Source organism: Dyella sp., assembly GCF_035508675.1.
Classification (GTDB): domain Bacteria; phylum Pseudomonadota; class Gammaproteobacteria; order Xanthomonadales; family Rhodanobacteraceae; genus Dyella_B.
In genome coordinates, this window is the sequence record NZ_DATJMN010000382.1 from 1 (window position 1) to 19,097 (window position 19,097).

The window sequence follows — 19,097 nt, forward strand, 5'->3', positions numbered from 1 at the left end:
AATCGGCAAGGCATGCCCGATGCGGCGCGCCTGCTCGATGGCGATCGCGGTGCCCAAGGCCTTGGGCAAGTGCGAGGCGATGGTGGAGGTTTGCGGCAACACCCACAGCGGCTTGCTGCCCCACACCTTGTGGCGGCCGCCGGAAGCGGGGTCTTCCTTGCTGGCGGCGAAGGACAGCGCCGAATCCATCACCGGGTCCATGCCCGGCAATTTGCGAAAGCGCTCGGCCATGAAGCCGCCGGATCGGTAATGCAGGAACGCCGGATCGGTATGGCGCGTGAGCCGCGCCACCATCGCATTGCCTTCATGGCCGGAACTGCCGATGGTGTAGAACACTTTGTTCTGCACGCGCAGCACGCGCGCCATCAGGTCGAGGTGGCGCGAGATCAGCTGCGATTCCAGCAGTTCGCGAAAGCCGCGCGCGTCCAGCGCGCTGCCCGGCAGAACGGAGTCGCTATCGTGCGGCCGGGCGCGTACCTGGCCCTGCCAATGCTGCACGAACTCGATGAAGTTGTGGTCGACGATCTCGGCGCGGTTGAAGCCCTTGTGGCGGGCGGCGATAGGCGTGGAGGACATGATGGCGAGGTTCTCTATGATGACCGGTCTGGCGCGCCATGCTGTTGCAGCGCGCGCAACATGTCGGCCCGCGCAAGGTCTTTGGCGCGGCCGAAGCTTTCAAGGATGCGGATTTGTTCATCGCGTACCGGAATGGGTACGTCGATGCCCGCGACATTCACGTGCATGACATGGTTCACGCGCACGGCTTGCCAGCCGTCGGAACCGTGCAGTTCAAGACCGCCCATGACTTCCAGCGGCATGCCGGGAAAGTGGAAGCGTGCGAAGCGCGAGCGAAAGCGGTCGGCGCCGGCGGGTATGTAAGCGGTGTCCAAACGCGACGGCCACAGCTCGATCAGACGTTGCGCATCCGCGACGCTGGTCAACAGATCCAGGTCGGCGGCCTGCACGTCCGCGCCGAGCAGCGCAGCCGCCGCGCTGCCAATCACTGCCCATGCGTCGCGGCAATGCGCATGCAGCTGCGGCACGCTGGCGGCAATGACGTCACGCAAGGCTGAGCTGAGTTGCATCATGGGCAGTGCATTCCGGCGTTCGAGCGCGATGCATGCGCGGCGTGCCAATGCGGACAGGCGATGACGGATGGCAGACCGAGCTTGCTCACGATCATGGCTTGCGCTTCAACGCGCCCCTTGCCTTTGCAACCACTCCTCGCGCGTTTGGCCCCAGATTTCCACGGTGATGTCCTGGTAGGGCTGCGGCAAGCTGGCATGGCGCAGAAAGCGGGAACCGAGGCGCCTGGCCAGCGCCAGCGACGGATGATTGTCGGCGTTGATGGAGTGGATGACATCGGACCAGCCCAGATGGGCAAACGCCCAATCCGTGGCCGCGGCAGCGCCCTCGTAGGCATAGCCTTTGCCCCATGCCTCGCGTACCAGGCCCCAGCCCACTTCGGTGCCGGGCCAGCCTTCCGGGTACCAGGGGCCAAGCCGCCCGATCCAGCGCCCGGTGGATTTTTCGATGACCGAAAACATCGAGTAGCCCTGGATCATCCAGGCGCCCGCCAGCGAGAGAAAACCGCGCCACGCCAGCGCCCGCGATTGCACGCCGCCGATGAAATGCGCTGCTTCGGCATCGGCCATGTTGCGCGCGTACGCGTCGAAATCCTCGCGAATCGGCGGACGCAGGATCAGGCGCTCGGTTTCGATGATGCGGACGTCGTGGCTCGACACGGTGGGCTCCCGAAAGCTGTCGCGATACGCCTCTGTTCCGTCATGCCGCAAATGCGAAGGCGCTTTCGCGGGCATGACGGCCGGGCAGGATCAAGCTGTACGTTTAGAACGCGTTGATGCCGGTCAGCTCGCGGCCGACCACCAGCTGGTGCACCGTCTCGGTGCCTTCATAGGTAATCACCGATTCCAGGTTCAAGGCATGGCGGATGGCCGAGTGCTCCACGGTGATGCCGGCGCCGCCGAGCATGTCGCGGCATTCGCGCGCGATGTCGATCGCCATGCGCACGTTGTTCCACTTCGCCAACGAGACCTGGGTGGGTTCCATCTTGCCGGCATCCTTCAGGCGGCCGAGCTGCAGCGAGAGCAACTGCGCCATGGTGATGCGGCGGCCCATGTCGGCAAGCTTCAGTTGAATCGCCTGGTTCGCCGCCAGCGGACGGCCGAACAGCACGCGTTCCTGCGTGTAATCGAGCACTTCCTTCAGGCAGGCCTGCGCGGCGCCGATCGGACCCCAGGTGATGCCGTAGCGCGCCTGCGTGAGGCAGCCGAGCGGCCCCTTCAGGCCTTTCACGTTCGGCAGGCGCTGCGTATCAGGCACGCGCACGTTGTCGAAGAACAGCGCGGACGTCACTGATGCGCGCAGGCTCATTTTCTTGTGCACTTCCTGCGCGGTGAAACCCTTGGCATCGGTGGGCACGATGAAGCCTTGGATGCCGTCTTCGGTCTGCGCCCACACGATGGCGATGTGTGCCAGGTTGCCGTTGGTGATCCACATCTTGGCGCCATTGATGACCCAATCGCCGCCGTCCTTCTTGGCATTGGTCTTCATGTTGGCCGGGTCGGAACCGCCATGCGGTTCGGTCAGGCCGAAGCAGCCGATGATGTCGCCCGCTGCCATCTTCGGCAGGTACTGCATCTTCTGTTCTTCGTTCCCATAGGCGTAGATCGGGTACATGCACAGCGAACTCTGCACCGACGCGAAGCTGCGCAAGCCCGAATCGCCGCGCTCCAGTTCCTGGCAGATCAGGCCATAGCTGACGCCGTTCATGCCGGCGCAGCCGTATTTCTCGGGAATGGTGGCACCGAGCAGGCCTAGGCTGGCGATTTCCGGAATCAGCTCGCTGGGAAAACGCCCCTGGTCGAAGCAGTCGCCAATGATGGGCAGCACCCGTTCATCAACGAACCGGCCGACGGTGTCCTGCACCATGCGCTCTTCATCGCTGAGCAGGGAACGGACGTCATACAGATCGAGCGGGTTCAAGCGGGCTGCCATAGGGAATCCGGAAACGGTCGGGGAAGCCCTACATTGTAGCCGTGGGGGCGGAGACCGGTCATGCCGGGGTGCAGCACCCAATTGGGCGCCATGGATTGGCAATACCCCATCGTCACCCCGGCGGACGCCGGGGTCCAGCGCCTTCCAGGCGCCTCAAAGTCGCCGAGTGATTCGCTTTCCCACCCCTTCGGGGCCGTCGGAAAAAGGGGCCTGCCATCCGATCGATTCGCGCTGTAGCGGGATCGTCCCGACAGCGTCATCGCCCCCGCATCCGCGCACTATCAAAAGTAGTAACCGATATTCATGTACAACTGGCCACGCCAACGATTCATTCCACCGGCACCCAGACTTTGCGCATAGTCGCTGCCGCCGATGTAAGGATCGTTGCGGCCTTCCAGCCACTCCACATACACCGCCAGGAATTTCAGCGAGAACGACGCGCCGGTGATCCAGCGTTCCGTATTGCGGAACTGCGGGCTGGCTTTCTGGTAAAGGCTGTAGTTGGAATAGAGCGTGATGTCTTTCACCCATCCGCCCAGATAGCTGCCACCCAACGCATAGCTGCCGTTTACGGAATAAAGATTGCCGCGCGTGGCGATGTTGTAGGTGCCGTCGTAGCCGCCGACGGTCACCACCTGACTGCCGTCCGGATTTTTTGGCGTCATGAGCTGACGCGCGTACTGCAGCTTCAATCCCCAAGGGCCGTTGTTGCCGGCATAGTGCAGGCCGTAGACGAGGCGACGGCCATCGCGCCGGGTGTCCTGGTTGTGCAAGGTGGAGGTAAGCAGCGATGCGCCTGCCTCGCCCTTCCAATGGCCGGTCTGGAGCTGATGCGCAAGGCGTCCGGCGAGCAGGTTGCGCTCCACGTTGCGGGTACCACCTTCCACCCACGGATCGGCGGGCGTGACCACGATGGAATACGTGCTGCCGCGGCTGGTGCCATGCCCCGGCCACGCCGGACGCGCGTAATAGCCGGTCTGCAGGTTCCAACCGTCGATGTCCTGCACGTATTTGACACCGACTTCGGACAGGTCTTCCAACGCAACGGCATTGCCCAGGCTTTCGTAGAAGGTGTCGCCGAACAGGGACTGCACGCCGAACGGCACCTGATTCAGGCCTAGCTCGATGTGCCGCTGCGGATCGAAGCGGTAACCCACCCAGGCCGCATCGAAAAAGCTGATGTCGCCGAAGTGCCGCGTGTACTGGTACGGATAATCCTTGCCATAGAAACGATAGTTGGCCGCGCCGATCCAGCTGTCGGAGGTGTACTTTGCGCCCAGCATGACGGTATCGATGCCGAATTTGCGGATACCGCGAGCACCGTCATGGTCGACTCGCATGCGCACCGCGCCGTTGATGTTCCAGTGGTCGGATACCTCCACCGCACGGACCGATGCGCTGAACGAGGCCATTGCGATGATCAACATGACGAAGGCGCAGGTTTGCGATCGTCCATGAAACATGGGGCGTAATCCTTTCAAAGAGTCGAGGGAGCGTTGCAGCACGCACGCGCAGCGGCGTCCTGGAACATCCTCGGCAGCCTGCCTGTCAGGCAGTACCCGTCGCTGCCCTGAAAGCGCGTAGGTGCACCCATGCGCAACGAATCAGGGCAACTCCCACAGCCTTGTCATTCCCACCTTCCAAGGTATGCTGCACCTGCCACATGCAGGGTTTCTTGCGCCCGGCCGATGCGGAACCAGGACGTCCGCAGGGCCATCGGTCGCATGCGATATCCGCCCTGCTGCAATCCCGGAATCCGCATGGTCAAAGGTATCCTTCTAGGTTTCGCCAGCTTCGCGGCGTACGCGATCAGCGATGCGTTCGTAAAGTCGTTGCACGGTTCGATACCGCCTTATGAATCGGTGTTCTTTGGCGCCGTTTTCGGTCTCTTGGCGCTCCCGTTCATCATGAAGAAAGGGGATCGCTGGCGCGATGTGGTGACGGCGCAGCGCCCTTCCCTGTGGTGGGTACGCGCAGCCGCGGGCGCTGTCGGCAATATCGCTTCGGTGACCGCGTTCACCTTGCTGCCCATGGCCGAGGTGTTCACGATGATCTTCCTGATGCCGATCTTCGTGACCATCCTTTCGGTGATCTTCCTGAAGGAACATGTCGGTTGGCGCCGCTGGTCCGCGGTGATGATCGGTTTTGCCGGCGTGCTGGTGGTGCTGCGGCCCGGCTTTCGCGCATTGGGAGTTGGCGACATTGCCGGGTTGGTCTGCGGCCTCTTCGCCGCGGCATCGGTGGTGGCGCTGCGCATGGCCGGGCCGCACGAAAAGCGCATCAGTCTTTACGGCGCCGGCGTGGTCGGTCCGCTGATCATCGGCGGCTTGATGATGCTGGCGCATTTTCGCTGGCCTAACCTGCGCGAGTGGGGTTTGCTGGCTGGCTACGGCCTGCTCGCGGCATTGGCGGGCGTGCTGCTGATGTATGCCACCTTGATCGCACCCGCCAACCGCGTGGCGCCCACGCAGTACAGCCAGATGCTGTGGGCGATCGTGCTTGGCTATTGGTTGTTTGGTGACAAGCTCGATTGGCCGATGCTTATCGGCATCGTGATGATTCTTGGCGCAGGCCTGTTCACCCTGGTGCGCGAAGAGAAGGTCACGCCGTGGTGGCGGCGGCAGAAGATCGTTTGACGCGCATCGAACGTTCGTGGGCCGGGGTGCAAACGCCTGTATGGCCGTGCGCACAGATAACGGGGAAGGATTACCCCTGTCCCGGCTAAGTCCTGCCTAAGGCATCGGGACTATGTTGCTGCGAGCACATGCGAGGCACATGCTGATGACGCTTGCTATCACAATATGGAACTCGCCAAAACCCCCAGATGACATGTTTGTCCAAGTAGGCCAATGGGTTAATTCACTGCTTGGGAAATGGGATGGCGCCAGGTGGCGTCAACCATGCAAGCGGCGAGCCGTTAAGGAACAATCCGACCGTCGCGCAGACGGACAACTGCTGCCTAAAGCGTTGGCAGCCCACGTTTAAAGATTTTAAAAACCGAGGCGCTCTTGCTCAGTCAGGGGCCGGTATCTGGAGATGGTTATGAGTGCGGATACTCCGCGAACAGCCGGACACTCGCCCCGCAAGCGCGGCCTGTGGCTCGGCGTGGCGATCGCCGTTGCGGTCATCGGCGTGGTTATTTTCCATTTGCTCAATCGTCCGGCGCAGCACAAAGGCATGCCGGCTCAGGTGGTCAGCGTAGCCACCGCCAAGCTTGGCGACATGCCTGAAATCATCAACTCGCTCGGCACGGTCACGCCGGTGGCCACCGTCACGGTGCTGCCGCAATTGAGCGGCTATCTCACCGAGGTGGGTTATCAGGAAGGCCAGGATGTGAAGAAAGGGCAATTCCTGGCCCAGATCGATCCGCGCCAGTACCAGATCAGCAAGCAGCAGGCCGAAGCGCAATTGGCAAAGGACCAGGCCACGCTCGACCAGGCACGCACCGATCTTGCGCGCTACACGCAGCTCTACCAGAAGAAATCGATCGCCCAACAGACGTACATGGACCAGAAATTCCTGGTCGAACAATCTGAAGCGGCCGTGAAGGCGGACAGGGCCAATATCGCGCAATTCGATCTCGACCTGGCCTATTGCCACATCACCGCACCGGTCGATGGCCGCGTGGGCCTGCGCCTGGTCGATCCTGGCAACTACGTCACGCCGTCCAGCTCGACCGGCATCGTGGTGATCACCACCATGAAACCCACCACCGTGCAGTTCACCGTGCCGCAGAACTCGCTGGGCAAGGTGCTCGATCGCATCAACGGCGGCGCCAAGCTGCCGGTGACGCTCTACAACAGCGACAACAGCAAGCAGCTTGCCACCGGCACGTTGTACGCCATCAGCAACCAGATGGCCACCAGCACCGGCACCGTCACGCTGCGCGCGAGCTTCCCCAACGACGACGAAAAGCTGTATCCCAACGAATTCGTCAACGTGCAGTTGCTGGTGGACACACTGCACAACGCGGTGCTGGTACCCACGCCCGCCGTGCAGACCGGCGCACCCGGCGATTACGTTTTCCTGGTGAATGCCGACGATACGGCGTCGGTGCACAAGGTGACGCTGGGACCGAGCAACGGCCAATACACGGCGATCCTGTCCGGGCTTTCCGCCGGGCAGACCGTGGTGACCGACGGCACCGACCGCCTGAGCGACGGCGCGAAGATTCGCGTTGCGCAGGCGCACCCCGCCGCAGCGGGCAGCGCGGGCACGCCGGCGTCTGCATCGTCGGCCGGTGCCGCGCATGGACAAGGACGAAGAAAACACCATGCCAGTGCAGATGGCGGCACGACGTCGTCCGCGTCGTGACGGGCAGCGTGTGATCCGATGAATATCTCACGCCTGTTCGTACTCAGGCCGGTCGCGACGTCGTTGCTTATGATCGCGCTGGTGCTGGTGGGCCTGGTTGCGATGCGCTTTCTGCCGGTGTCGTCGCTGCCCAGCGTCGACTATCCGACCATCCAGATCCAGACCTTTTATCCCGGCGCAAGCCCGTCGGTAATGGCCACCACGGTCACCGCGCCGCTGGAAGTGCAGCTCGGCGAAATCCCCGGCTTGCAGCAGATGACGTCGAGCAGTTCGGCCGGCGCATCGGTCATCACCTTGCAGTTCGATCTCTCGCTCAACCTCGACGTGGCCGAGCAGAACGTGCAAGAGGCGATCAACGCCGCCAACAGCCTGCTGCCCAGCGGCCTGCCCGCGCCACCGACGTATGCGAAGGTGAATCCGGCCGACCAGCCGGTGCTGACGCTGGCGGTCACCTCCAAATCGATGTCGCTGCCGCAGCTTCAGGACGTGGCGAACAATCGCCTGGGCACCAAGATTTCCGAAGTATCCGGCGTGGGCCTGGTAACCCCGTCCGGCGGCAACGTGCCGGCGGTGCGGGTGGAAGCCGATCCGCAGAAGCTCGCCGCCTATGGTCTCAACATCGACGACCTGCGCTCACTGCTGGCCAACGTCAACGTGAGCCAGCCGAAAGGCAATTTCGACGGGCCGGAACTGGACTACACCATCAACGGCAACGACCAGATCCAGGATCCGAAGGATTACCTCAACACCGTCGTCTCCTACCAGAACGGCGCACCGGTGTACCTGCGCGATGTCGCGCGCGTGACACAGTCCGCGCAGAACACCGAGCAAGGCGCCTGGTACAACACCACGCCGGCGATCATTCTCAACGTGCAGCGCCAGCCCGGCGCGAACGTGATCGCCACGGTCGACCAGATCAAGCGCATACTGCCGCAACTGGAATCCACCCTGCCCGCCGGCATGCACGTGGCCATCGTCAACGACAGCACTGGCGAGATCCGTGCCTCGGTGGCCGATGCGGCGTTCGAGCTGGTGCTGGCGGTGATGCTGGTGGTGCTGGTGATCTTCGTATTCCTGCGCAACCTGCCGGCCACCATCATCCCCAGCATTTCCGTGCCGGTGTCGCTGATCGGCACGCTGGCGATGATGTACCAGCTCAACTATTCCATCGACAACCTCTCGCTGATGGCGCTGATCATCGCCACCGGCTTCGTAGTGGACGACTCGATCGTGATGATCGAGAACATCGTGCGTTATCTGGAAGAAGGGGAAACGCCGTTGAACGCGGCATTGATCGGCGCCGGGCAGATCGGCTTCACCATTCTGTCGCTGACCGTGTCGCTGATCGCGGTGCTGATTCCGCTGCTTTTCATGGGTGGCGTGATCGGGCGGCTGTTCAGCGAATTCGCCGTGACGCTCGCCGTCACCATCGTGATTTCCGCCGTGGTCTCGCTCACCCTGGTGCCGATGCTGTGCGCGCGCATCCTGCGGGCGCAGGCCGAGCGCCATCCGAGCCGCTTCGAACGGATCAGCGAGGGCTTGTTCAACAAGCTGCTGCATGCGTACGAGCGCGGGCTGCGCTTCGTGATGAATCACCAGACCGCCACGCTGGTCACCTTCGTGGTGACCATGGCGATCACGGTACTGCTGTACGTGGTGATACCCAAGGGTCTGTTCCCGGTGCAGGACGTGGGCGTACTGCAAGGCATCAGCGTCGCCGACAACTCCGTGTCCTACAGCACCATGGTGGATCGCCAGGCGCAGCTGGCCGAAGCCATCCTGAAAGACCAAGACGTCACCAACCTCACGTCCTACGTGGGCATCGACGGCACCAATACCACGCTCAACAACGGCCGCTTCCTGATCAACCTGAAGCCGCGCGACGATCGCCCGCAAACCGCTGCCGAGATCGCGCGGCGCATCCAGGAAGAAGTCGCGCACGTGCCTGGCATCAAGCTGTATCTGCAGCCGGAGCAGGACCTCACGCTGGATACCACCGTGTCGCCGAACCAGTACCAGTTCGTGCTGCGCGGGCCGAGCCAGCAGGCGTTCCAGCAATACGTACCGGCGCTGATCGAGCGCATGAAGCAGATCACCTCGATCACCGACGTGACCAGCGACCTGAACAACGAAGGCCTGAGCGTCAACGTGAATGTGAACCGCCAATTGGCGGCGCGCTTCGGCATTACCGCAGCAACCATCGACAATGCGTTGTACGACGCACTCGGCCAGCGCATCGTGTCGACCATCTTCAACCAGTCGAACCAGTACCGCGTGATCCTGGTCGCCAAGCCGGAGAAGCTGCCGACCCTGCAATCGCTAGGCGATCTGTATCTGCCCAGCCAGACCGCCAGCAGCGGCCAGGTGCCGCTGAAGGCGATCGCGAAAATCGAAGTGACCAAGTCGCCGCTGGTGATCAGCCATCTCGCGCAGTTCCCGTCGGTGACCATCTCCTTCAACCTGGCCAAAGATGCATCGCTAAGCAAGGCGGTGCAGGAAATCAACCAGGCCGAGCAGGCGGTGCACCTGCCGCCGTCGATAACCTCATCGTTCCAGGGCGCCGCGCAGGCGTTCCAGGATTCGCTGTCCAGCGAGGTATACCTGCTGATCGCCGCGCTGGTGGCGGTCTATATCGTGCTGGGCGTGCTGTACGAAAGCTTCATCCATCCGGTGACGATCCTGTCGACGCTGCCTTCGGCCGGCATCGGCGCGCTGCTCTCGCTGATGATCGCTGGCGCCGACCTGGACATCATCGGCATCATCGGCATCGTGCTGTTGATCGGCATCGTGAAGAAGAACGCCATCATGATCGTGGACTTCGCCCTCGAAGCCGAACGCGATCACGGCAAGCCGCCGGCGGATGCGATCTTCGAAGCCTCGCTGCTGCGTTTCCGCCCGATCCTGATGACCACGCTGGCGGCGATGCTGGGCGCGCTGCCGATGCTGCTCGGCACCGGCACCGGTTCGGAGCTGCGCCGTCCGTTGGGCCTGGCGATCATCGGTGGCTTGACGCTCAGCCAGTTGCTGACCTTGTTCACTACGCCGGTGATCTACCTGTTCTTCGATCGCTTGGCGCGGCGATTCAATCGCAAGCCGTCGCTGGCGGCGGGGGATAGTACGCCGTGAGCACGATCGCCTCGCGTGCCTTGGGTGGATTGGGGTGCATACCCCAACATGGTTACCCTGATCGACATGGCGAGGTTGGGGTTGGCACCCCAACCTACGTGGCTGCCGCGGGAGATGTGGCATGAACATCCCCGCTCTCTTCATCCGCCGCCCCGTCGCCACCACCTTGCTGGCGATCGCCATCCTGATTTCCGGCAGCCTGGCGTACTTCCGTTTGCCGGTGGCGCCGCTGCCGAACATCGCCTTCCCGGTGATCGTGGTGCAGGCCAACATGGCCGGCGCGAGCCCGGACATCATGGCTTCCACCGTGGCCGAGCCGCTGGAAAAACGCCTGGGTGCCATCGCCGACGTCAACGAGATGACTTCCACCAGCACCGTCGGCTCGGCGCGGATCGTGGTGCAATTCGGGCTCAATCGCGACATCAACGGCGCCGCGCGCGATGTGCAGGCGGCGATCCAGGCAGCGCGCGCCGACTTGCCGAGCACACTGCGCAACAACCCCAGCTACCGCGAATACAACCCCGCCGATTCGCCGATCATGGTGCTGGCGCTCACCTCCGACACGCTGACGCGCGCGCAGCTTTACGACTCGGCCGATTCGGTGATCCAGCAGCAGCTGTCGCAGGTGGACGGCGTGGGCCAGATCACGCTGGGCGGCAGCGCCCTGCCATCGGTGCGCGTGGAGCTGGAGCCGGACAAGTTGAACAGTTACGGCATCGGCCTGGAGGACGTGCGTGCGGCGATCAGCGCCGCCAATGCCAACAGCGCCAAGGGCCATATCGACCAGGATGGCCTGCGCTACGAAGTCACCTCCAACGACCAGATCAACAAGGCCGCGCCGTATCGCGACCTGATCATCGCCTACCGCAACGGCTCGCCGGTGCAGCTGCGCGACGTGGCTGACGTGGAGGATTCGGCGGAGAACATCCGCAACATGGGCCTGTACAACGGCAAGCCCGCGGTGCTGGTGATCGTGTATCCCATCCCCGGCAGCAATATCGTCAAGACCGTGGCGCAGATTCGCAAGGTGCTGCCGTCGATCGAAGCCACCCTGCCCAGCAGCATCAAGGTCGGTGTCGCGATCGATCGCTCGGTGTCGGTCAACGCGGCCGTGGGCGATACCGAGCGCTCGCTGTTCATCGCCGTACTGCTGGTGATTGGCGTGGTGTTCGTGTTTCTGCAATCGCCGCGGGCGACGCTGATTCCCTCGGTGGCGCTGCCGCTTTCGATCGTCGGCACCTTCGGGCCGATGTACCTGTTGGGCTATAGCATCGACAACCTCTCGCTGATGGCGCTCACCATCGGCACCGGCTTCGTGGTCGACGATGCGGTGGTGGTGCTGGAAAACATCGTGCGCCACGTGGAAGAAGGCATGGACGTGCGCGAGGCGGCGCTCAAAGGCAGCGACGAGGTCGGCTTCACGGTGATCTCGATGAGCCTGTCGCTGATCGCGGTGTTCCTGCCGATCCTCTTGATGCCCGGCATCATCGGCCTGCTGTTCCACGAGTTTGCAGTGACGCTGTCGATCGCCATCCTGCTGTCGATGGTGATCTCGCTGACGGTGACGCCCACCATGGCGGCCTACCTACTGCGGCCGGGTGCAGCGATGCATTCCAAGGCGCGCTGGGCGGTGTGGTACGAAAAGCAGTTCGAGCGCTTCAAGCGCGGCTATTCGCGCTCGCTCACCGCAGTGCTCGATCATGCATGGCTGGTCGGCCTCACCTTGATCGGCCTGCTCGTGCTCAACGTGTTCCTGTTCAAGCTGCTGCCGTCGACGTTCTTTCCAGAACAGGACAACGGCATCCTGATCGGCCAGATCATTGCCGACCAGAGCATTTCCTTCCAGGCGATGGAAAAAAAGCTGGCACAGCTGCAATCGATCGTGCAGAAGGATCCGGCCGTCGCCTCGGTGGCCGGCTTTACCGGCGGCCGCGCGCTGAATAGCGCGAACCTGTTCGTGGAGCTGAAACCCTTGGCCGAACGCAAGCTCTCCGCCGCGCAGGTGGTCGATCGCCTGCGCCCGAAGCTCAATGCGATTTCAGGCGCAAAGCTGTTCCTGCAGGCGGCGCAGGACCTGCACATCGGCGGCCGGCAGTCCGCGTCCGAGTACCAGTACACCTTGACCAGCGACGACCCCAACGCCTTGTATACGTGGGTGCCCAAGCTGATCACCGAACTCGGCAACTACCGCAGCCAGTTACAGGACGTGAATTCGGACTTGCAGCAGAACGGCTTGCAGACGTACATCAACTTCGACCGCGCCACCATGGGGCGCTACGGCTTCGCGCCGAACCAGATCGACGCCGTGCTGTACGACGCGTTCGGCCAGCGCACCGTGTCCACCGTCTACAACGAGCTGAACCAATACTTCGTGGTAATGGAAGTCGCGCCGAAATACTGGCAATACCCGCAGATGCTCGATCGCATGTACTTCAGCAAGGCGGCCGGCAATCCCACCGGCACGCAGCAGACCCAGATGTCGTCCAGCACGATCAAGGGCGTGCCGGGCTATTCCGCAATAAGCAACTCGGCAAGTTCCACGTCGAGCACCAATTCGCTCAACGCCAATGCACAAGCGAACCAGCTCACCAACGCCATCTCCAATTCCAAGGGCGGCACCTCCAGCGGCAGCGCCGACAGTACCGCGGCGGAAACCATGGTGCCGTTCCCGGCCATGCTGAGCTACACCAGCAATCACACCGCCACCCAGGTGAACCACCAGAGCGGGCTGGTAGCCGGCACCATTTCGTTCAACCTGCCGCCCGGCGGCTCGCTGGGCAATGCGCTGGTGGCCATCCAGCAGGCCATGCAGGCGATCGGCATGCCGGCGTCGATTCACGGCGCCACCGCCGGCGCGGCGCAGGTGTACTCGCAATCGATGTCGACCATGCCGCTGCTGATTCTTGCGGCGCTGGGTGCGGTGTACATCGTGCTGGGTATGCTCTACGAAAACACGGTGCACCCGATCACCATTCTCTCCACCCTGCCCTCGGCAGGCATCGGCGCGGTGCTGGCGCTGCTGATCTTCGGTACGCCGTTCTCGGTGATCGCGATGATCGGCATCATCCTCCTGATCGGCATCGTGAAGAAAAACGCCATCATGATGATCGACGTGGCGATCCATCTGCAGCGCGACCTGGGTTACGAACCGGTCAAGGCGATCCACGATGCCGCCGTGGTGCGCTTGCGCCCGATCATGATGACCACCGCGGCCGCCGTGCTCGGTGCGGTGCCGCTGGCCGCCGGCATCGGACAAGGCGCCTCGTTGCGCCAGCCGCTCGGTATCACGGTGATGGGCGGCCTGGTTCTGAGCCAGGTGTTCACCCTGTACACGACGCCGGTGATCTATCTCTACCTTGATCGACTGCGCGCAAGACTGGCCCGTTGGTCAGCCACCCTGCCGTGGAATCGATCGGACGTGAGTGCATGAACATGAAGACTTTGCATACAGCTCTTGTGACATCACTGGCGATCGTGCTGGGCGGCTGCATGGTCGGTCCGGACTATCACCGTCCGCAGCTGCCGATGCCCGCGCAATACAAGGAACTGCCCGGCTGGACCGCCGCCTCGCCGGAAGCGGATGCGTCGCCCAAAGGCGATTGGTGGACGGCGTTCAACGATCCGCTGCTCAATCAACTGGAGCCGATGGTGTCGGTCTCCAACCAGACCGTGCAGCAGCAATATGCCAACTACCAGGAAGCCCTGGCCAACGTGCAGGTGGCGCGAGCCGCCTTGTTTCCAACCCTTGGCATCACCGGCTCGGCCACCAAGCAGCGCAGCACGAGCAGCAACACGCTTGGCACGATTTCTTCGCGGCGTGCGGTGAGCACGTCCGGCTCGCTGGAAGGGAGTGCAAGCTGGGCGCCCGACCTGTGGGGCAAGGTGCGCCGCCAAGTGCAGGAAAACAAGGCGACGGCGCAGGCCAGCCAGGCGACGCTTGCCAACGCCACCCTGTCCGAGCAGATCGCACTGGCAAACGCGGTGGTCGAGCTACGCATCACCGATGCCGATATCGACCTGTTGCAGAAAACCGTGGATGCCTACACCGAATCCCTGCGCGTGGTGGAAAACCAGGGCATTGCCGGCACCACCGCGCCTTCGGACGTGATCACCGCGCGCACGCAGCTGGAAAGCGCCAAATCCAGCCTGATCGCCTTGGGCGTGGCGCGCGCGCAGTACATGCATGCCATTGCCGTGCTGGTCGGCAAGACACCGGAAGAGCTGGACATTCCCCATGGCACCAGCCTGCCAACTCTGCCAACCGTTCCGGTGGTGATGCCCTCCACCTTGCTGCAGCGCCGCCCCGACATCGCCGTGGCCGAGCGCCAGATGGCGGCGCAAAACGCCGCGATCGGAGTGGCGGTCGCCGCCTACTATCCTGATGTCAGCTTGTCGGCCGCCGACGGTTTTTCGCAGGCGCCCCTGGCCGGCCTGCTGCACATCGCCAACCACGTGTGGTCGCTGGGCGCCGATGCCAGTGAAACCGTGTTCGACTTTGGCGCACGCCATGGCCAGGTGGCCGCCGCCAAGGCGTCCTACGAAGCGGCCGTGGCCAATTACCGCGGCACGGTGCTGACCGCCTTGCAGGATGTGGAAGACGACCTGTCGAACCTGCGCATCCTCGGGCAACAAGCCGAAGTGCAAGATGCGGTCGTGCGCGATGCCTCGCAGGGCGCACAGATTGCGCTCAACGAATACCAGGCCGGCACTGTGGACTACACCACTGCCGCCACCGCGCAGGCCACGCAACTGAGCGCGCAGCAGGGTGCGCTGAGCATCATGCAGCAACGCCTGCTCGATACGATATCGTTGATTGGCGACATGGGTGGCGGCTGGTCGGCCGATCAGCTCGACGCCGCGCAGAAAGCCTCAACCATCCACCGCTAATCCGGTACCCGCATGCCCGCTGACCGTTTCGAACTCTCGCCCGTCGTTGCCGGCCTCTGGCGCATCACCGAATGGCAATTGAGCGTGCCCGAGCGCGTCCGCTGGATCGAGCAAGCGCTGGAACTTGGCATCACCACCTTCGACCATGCGGATATCTACGGCGATTACCGCGCTGAAGCGCTATTTGGCGAAGCGCTGCGGGCAGCGCCGGGTTTGCGCAGCCGCATGCAGCTGGTCACCAAATGCGGCATTCGTCTGCGCTCGTCGCAAAAGCCCTATCGCATCAACTATTACGATACCGGCGCCGCGTACGTCAGGGCGCAGGTCGAGCAGTCGCTGCGTAATCTGCACACGGAACAGCTGGATTTGGTGCTGATCCACCGTCCCGATTACCTGATGGATGCTGTCGCGCTGGCGGAAACCTTCGCCACGCTCACGCGCGAGGGCAAAGTCGCGCGCTGGGGTGTTTCCAATCACAGTACCAGCCAGTTTGCGCTGCTGCACCAGCAGCATCCACTGTTTACCAACCAATTGGAACTGTCGCCACTGCAAATGAGCGCGCTGGACGATGGCACGCTCGATCAGGCCCAGCAACTGGGCCTGCGCCCGATGATCTGGTCGCCGCTGGCAGGTGGACGTCTATTTACCGGCGACGATGTGCAGGCGCTGCGGGCACGCACAGAAATGGCCGCGATCGCTGCACACCACGGCGTTTCGCTGACCACGCTCGCCTTTGCGTGGGTGCTACGACATCCGTCGCAGCCTTATCCGATTACCGGAACAGGCCGCATCGAAGGCTTGCGCGACGCCGTGGCAGCGCTGAGCGTCCAACTGGATACTGAGGACTGGTACGCCATCTGGACGGCAAGCAAAGGCCACTCGGTGCCTTGATGACGCCATCACCTGCCCGAGCAGCAACGGACATGAAATCGAGCGGGCTCGTGAAAAAAAAATGACATGCCGATGATCTCATCTTTACGCATGTGGGCGTATAGCGAACGGGAATTTAGCGCTTCATCGGTGACCTGCTCTTTCGCGTTTCGCATAGCCGCGCGTAGCAGGTCATAGATCGATCACCCTCTGGCGTGAAGCAGCTAGTGAGATGTCACTTCAGGCTGGAAGCGTGGGCGTCGCGATCCTTGGCGGCGGACGCACACAGGCAGTAGCAGTGCGCAACATGCCTATCCTAATGTCAATCGACACTCGGCCGTAATCAGCTAAACAACAGTAGAGCCCACCTTGCCATCTTGAGGACGCAATCATGGCAACCTACACAGAAGAAAGCCTTAAGAGTTTGGTACCTGGAAAAGTATATGTCATTGAAACCCAAAACCTGGGAACATCATTTACAAAGGTCTATTTCAAGTCGGTTTTTGCCGGAAGATTTAACTACACTGATATGAATTTCAAGGATCGCTCGATTGAGCTTTCAGAGCTTACATACATCGTCCCCGGTGGATAACCGAAGACAGAGGGTTATCTTCCGAACCCAGGAATGCTTCAACCGCCGGAAATCCAATCTCGTGGCTCCGATGAACGCCGGAGTCCAGTGAAGAATGGACGCGCGCAGCGCGCAACAGAAAGGTTTCGTGTGCTTTGCACGACGTATTAAAACTGGATTGACCCGTTTCGCTATTGTAAAGCGCCTCGGCGTTCACCGGAATGACGACGCGCTTTGAATCAGATCGACGCAAGCCTTTAAGGATTGCTCACACCATGTGGCACGTGCCCCGTTGCCACATGCTTGCGCGCCGATTCCACGTTCGACGGTGAATCATCGAAAAAAATATCTGCACCAAACGCGTCCAGGAATGGACCTTTGTCGCGTCCTCCGAGAAACAACGCTTCGTCGATACGCACACCCCAGCGGCGCAAGGTAAGAATAACGCGCTTGTGCGCCGGCGCAGAGCGCGCAGTGACCAGGGCGGTACGGATCGGTGAATTCTCGGCGGGAAACGCCGCCTGCAAGCGATGTACGGCGGTGAGAAAACCGCGAAACGGCCCCACCGACAAAGGTTGTTCCGCCAGTTCGGTCTCGCTGCGGTGGAACGCCTCCAGCCCTTCCTCGCGCGATACGCGTTCGCCTTCATCCCCGAAGATCACCGCATCGCCATCGAACGCAATGCGCAGCTGCTCGCTGGCGCGCGGCGGCGCAGTGGAAGGCAGGATGGTGGCGGCGGCGACGCCAGCCTTCAGCGCACGGCCGACGTCTTCGGCATTGGCTGACAGGAACAGGTCGGCCTTGAATGGCGCGATGTAATCGGACGTCGGCGCACCGCTGGTAAATGCGGCGCGGCTGATCTCTAGCCCGTAATGCTGGATGGAATTGAAAATGCGCAGGCCGGTATCCCCGGAGTTGCGTGACAGCAAGATCACCTCGACCGGCGGCACGTCGCCCGCCAATCGGTTGAGGCCCAGCAGCTTCTGCACCAACGGAAAGGCCACGCCGGGCTGCAGGATTTCTTCCTCGTGTTCGATCTGGTAGCCGCGGTAGGCGTCCAGCCCTTCGCGCTCGAACAAGGCATGGCTGTCACCGAGGTCGAACAGCGCCCGCGATGAAATGGCGACGACGAGTCTGTTGTCGCCGGTGGCGCCGAGATCGTGGGCAGTTTTGGTGGGACGCGTCATAAGCGTCAATCTACCGCAAACCCGTAGGTTGGGGTGAGCGTATGCGAACCCCAACGTTGCCATGCACGTCGTGCTGCAAGAGATGTTGGGGTTCGCATGCGCTCACCCCAACCTACGTCAGTCGGCGGCAAATTGCTCGTCGAGAATACGCTGTTCGAGGTTGTGCTCCGGATCGAACAGCAACCGTACACCCTGCTCGCGCGACTGGTGCACGTCCACCGAACGTACGTTGCGCACTTCCAGAAAATCGGCGGTGGCGCTGACCGGGCGCTTACCAGGGTCGAGCACGCGCAGGCTTACCAGCGTGCGATGCGGCAGGATCGCGCCACGCCAGCGGCGAGGACGGAACGGGCTGATCGGCGTCAGCGCCAGCACATTGGCATCCAGCGGCAGGATCGGGCCGTGCGCGGAAAGGTTGTACGCCGTGGATCCGGCCGGCGTGGACACCAGGATGCCGTCGCAGATCAGGTTGGGCAGCTTCACGATGCCGTTGAGCTTCACTTCGACATGCGCGGCCTGGTTGGTCTGGCGTAGCAAGGACACCTCGTTGAAGGCAAGCGCCCGGCGCGTCTGGCCGTCGCCGTCGATCGCCTCCATCTCCAAGGGAAACAGCTCGGCGGCGTGCGCACGCGTGATGCGTTCCGGCAGCTCGTCGAGGTTGTGCTTGTTCATCAGAAAGCCGACGCGGCCCAGCTTCATGCCGTACACCGGCACGCCGATGGCGCGGTGCGCATGCAAGGTGCGCAACATGAAACCATCGCCGCCGAGCGCTACGATCACCTCCGCATCGGTGACAGGCACGTCGCCGTAGCGGTCCACGAGTTTGCGGCGCGCTTGCTGGGCAACGTTGGTTTCGCTGGCGACAAACGCAAATCGCATGGTGTAGGTCCATCTGTAATGAGCGGGAATCGTAAATCGTCAATCGTCAATAGTTAAGAGCGGAGTCCCACAAGCCTGACAGGTTCCGCCCTTCCCTATTCCCGATTTACGATTCCCGCGTGGGTTGGGATCGTAAGGCGTAATTCATACGAGCGGTATGCCGCGCCTTGCCGGCAGCCGCTCCTGACGATTTACGATTCCCGACTGACGTTCTTCACCCCACCGGCACCTGCGCCAATTGCGCC

General features: G+C 62.5%; 13 protein-coding genes and 1 pseudogene. 7 read left to right on the forward strand and 7 right to left on the reverse strand.

Annotated features, from left to right (window positions below):
* The 5 genes and pseudogenes from VMA74_RS20390 to VMA74_RS20410 all read right to left on the reverse strand — a co-directional run.
* Positions 1–576, reverse strand: a pseudogene (locus VMA74_RS20390) (MFS transporter); the annotation flags it as partial.
* Between the two features lie 14 nt (positions 577–590).
* Positions 591–1,088 carry a hypothetical protein gene (locus tag VMA74_RS20395; RefSeq protein WP_325370354.1) on the reverse strand — a complete coding sequence of 166 codons (498 nt, stop codon included), beginning with the start codon at positions 1,086–1,088 and terminating at the stop codon, positions 591–593.
* A gap of 105 nt (positions 1,089–1,193) precedes the next feature.
* Positions 1,194–1,745, reverse strand: coding sequence for a GNAT family N-acetyltransferase (locus VMA74_RS20400; RefSeq protein ID WP_325370355.1), 552 nt, complete (start codon positions 1,743–1,745; stop codon positions 1,194–1,196).
* Between the two features lie 103 nt (positions 1,746–1,848).
* Positions 1,849–3,018, reverse strand: a complete 1,170-nt coding sequence (locus VMA74_RS20405) for an acyl-CoA dehydrogenase family protein (RefSeq protein WP_325370356.1) — start codon at positions 3,016–3,018, stop codon at positions 1,849–1,851.
* 281 nt (positions 3,019–3,299) lie between these two features.
* Entirely contained in the window at positions 3,300–4,445 is a 1,146-nt protein-coding gene (locus VMA74_RS20410) for a hypothetical protein (protein WP_325370358.1), read from the reverse strand.
* 333 nt (positions 4,446–4,778) lie between these two features.
* Between VMA74_RS20410 and VMA74_RS20415 the strand changes: the two genes are divergently transcribed.
* The 7 genes from VMA74_RS20415 to VMA74_RS20445 all read left to right on the forward strand — a co-directional run bounded on the left by VMA74_RS20415 (position 4,779) and on the right by VMA74_RS20445 (position 16,807).
* The gene (locus tag VMA74_RS20415) at positions 4,779–5,654 is read left to right on the forward strand and encodes a DMT family transporter (RefSeq protein ID WP_325370359.1); all 876 of its coding nucleotides are present in this window, start codon (positions 4,779–4,781) and stop codon (positions 5,652–5,654) included.
* A gap of 406 nt (positions 5,655–6,060) precedes the next feature.
* Entirely contained in the window at positions 6,061–7,332 is a 1,272-nt protein-coding gene (locus VMA74_RS20420; RefSeq protein ID WP_325370361.1) for an efflux RND transporter periplasmic adaptor subunit, read from the forward strand.
* Between the two features lie 18 nt (positions 7,333–7,350).
* Positions 7,351–10,458, forward strand: coding sequence for an efflux RND transporter permease subunit (locus VMA74_RS20425; RefSeq protein WP_325370362.1), 3,108 nt, complete (start codon positions 7,351–7,353; stop codon positions 10,456–10,458).
* A gap of 121 nt (positions 10,459–10,579) precedes the next feature.
* Positions 10,580–13,888: an efflux RND transporter permease subunit gene (locus VMA74_RS20430; protein ID WP_325370363.1), complete on the forward strand. Its 3,309-nt coding sequence runs from the start codon at positions 10,580–10,582 to the stop codon at positions 13,886–13,888.
* On the forward strand, positions 13,885–15,345 hold the full coding sequence (locus VMA74_RS20435) for an efflux transporter outer membrane subunit (protein WP_325370365.1): 1,461 nt from the start codon (positions 13,885–13,887) through the stop codon (positions 15,343–15,345). The genes VMA74_RS20430 and VMA74_RS20435 overlap by 4 nt, the downstream gene beginning before the upstream one ends.
* Positions 15,346–15,357: 12 nt before the next feature.
* Positions 15,358–16,236: an aldo/keto reductase gene (locus VMA74_RS20440; protein ID WP_325370367.1), complete on the forward strand. Its 879-nt coding sequence runs from the start codon at positions 15,358–15,360 to the stop codon at positions 16,234–16,236.
* 370 nt (positions 16,237–16,606) lie between these two features.
* The gene (locus VMA74_RS20445; protein ID WP_325370369.1) at positions 16,607–16,807 is read left to right on the forward strand and encodes a hypothetical protein; all 201 of its coding nucleotides are present in this window, start codon (positions 16,607–16,609) and stop codon (positions 16,805–16,807) included.
* Positions 16,808–17,043: 236 nt separating this feature from the next.
* On the opposite strand, the gene VMA74_RS20450 is transcribed toward VMA74_RS20445, so the two are convergent.
* Positions 17,044–17,973, reverse strand: a complete 930-nt coding sequence (locus VMA74_RS20450) for a 5'-nucleotidase (protein WP_325370371.1) — start codon at positions 17,971–17,973, stop codon at positions 17,044–17,046.
* Between the two features lie 117 nt (positions 17,974–18,090).
* Positions 18,091–18,852: an NAD kinase gene (locus tag VMA74_RS20455; protein WP_325370373.1), complete on the reverse strand. Its 762-nt coding sequence runs from the start codon at positions 18,850–18,852 to the stop codon at positions 18,091–18,093.
* Between the last annotated feature and the right edge of the window lie 245 nt (positions 18,853–19,097).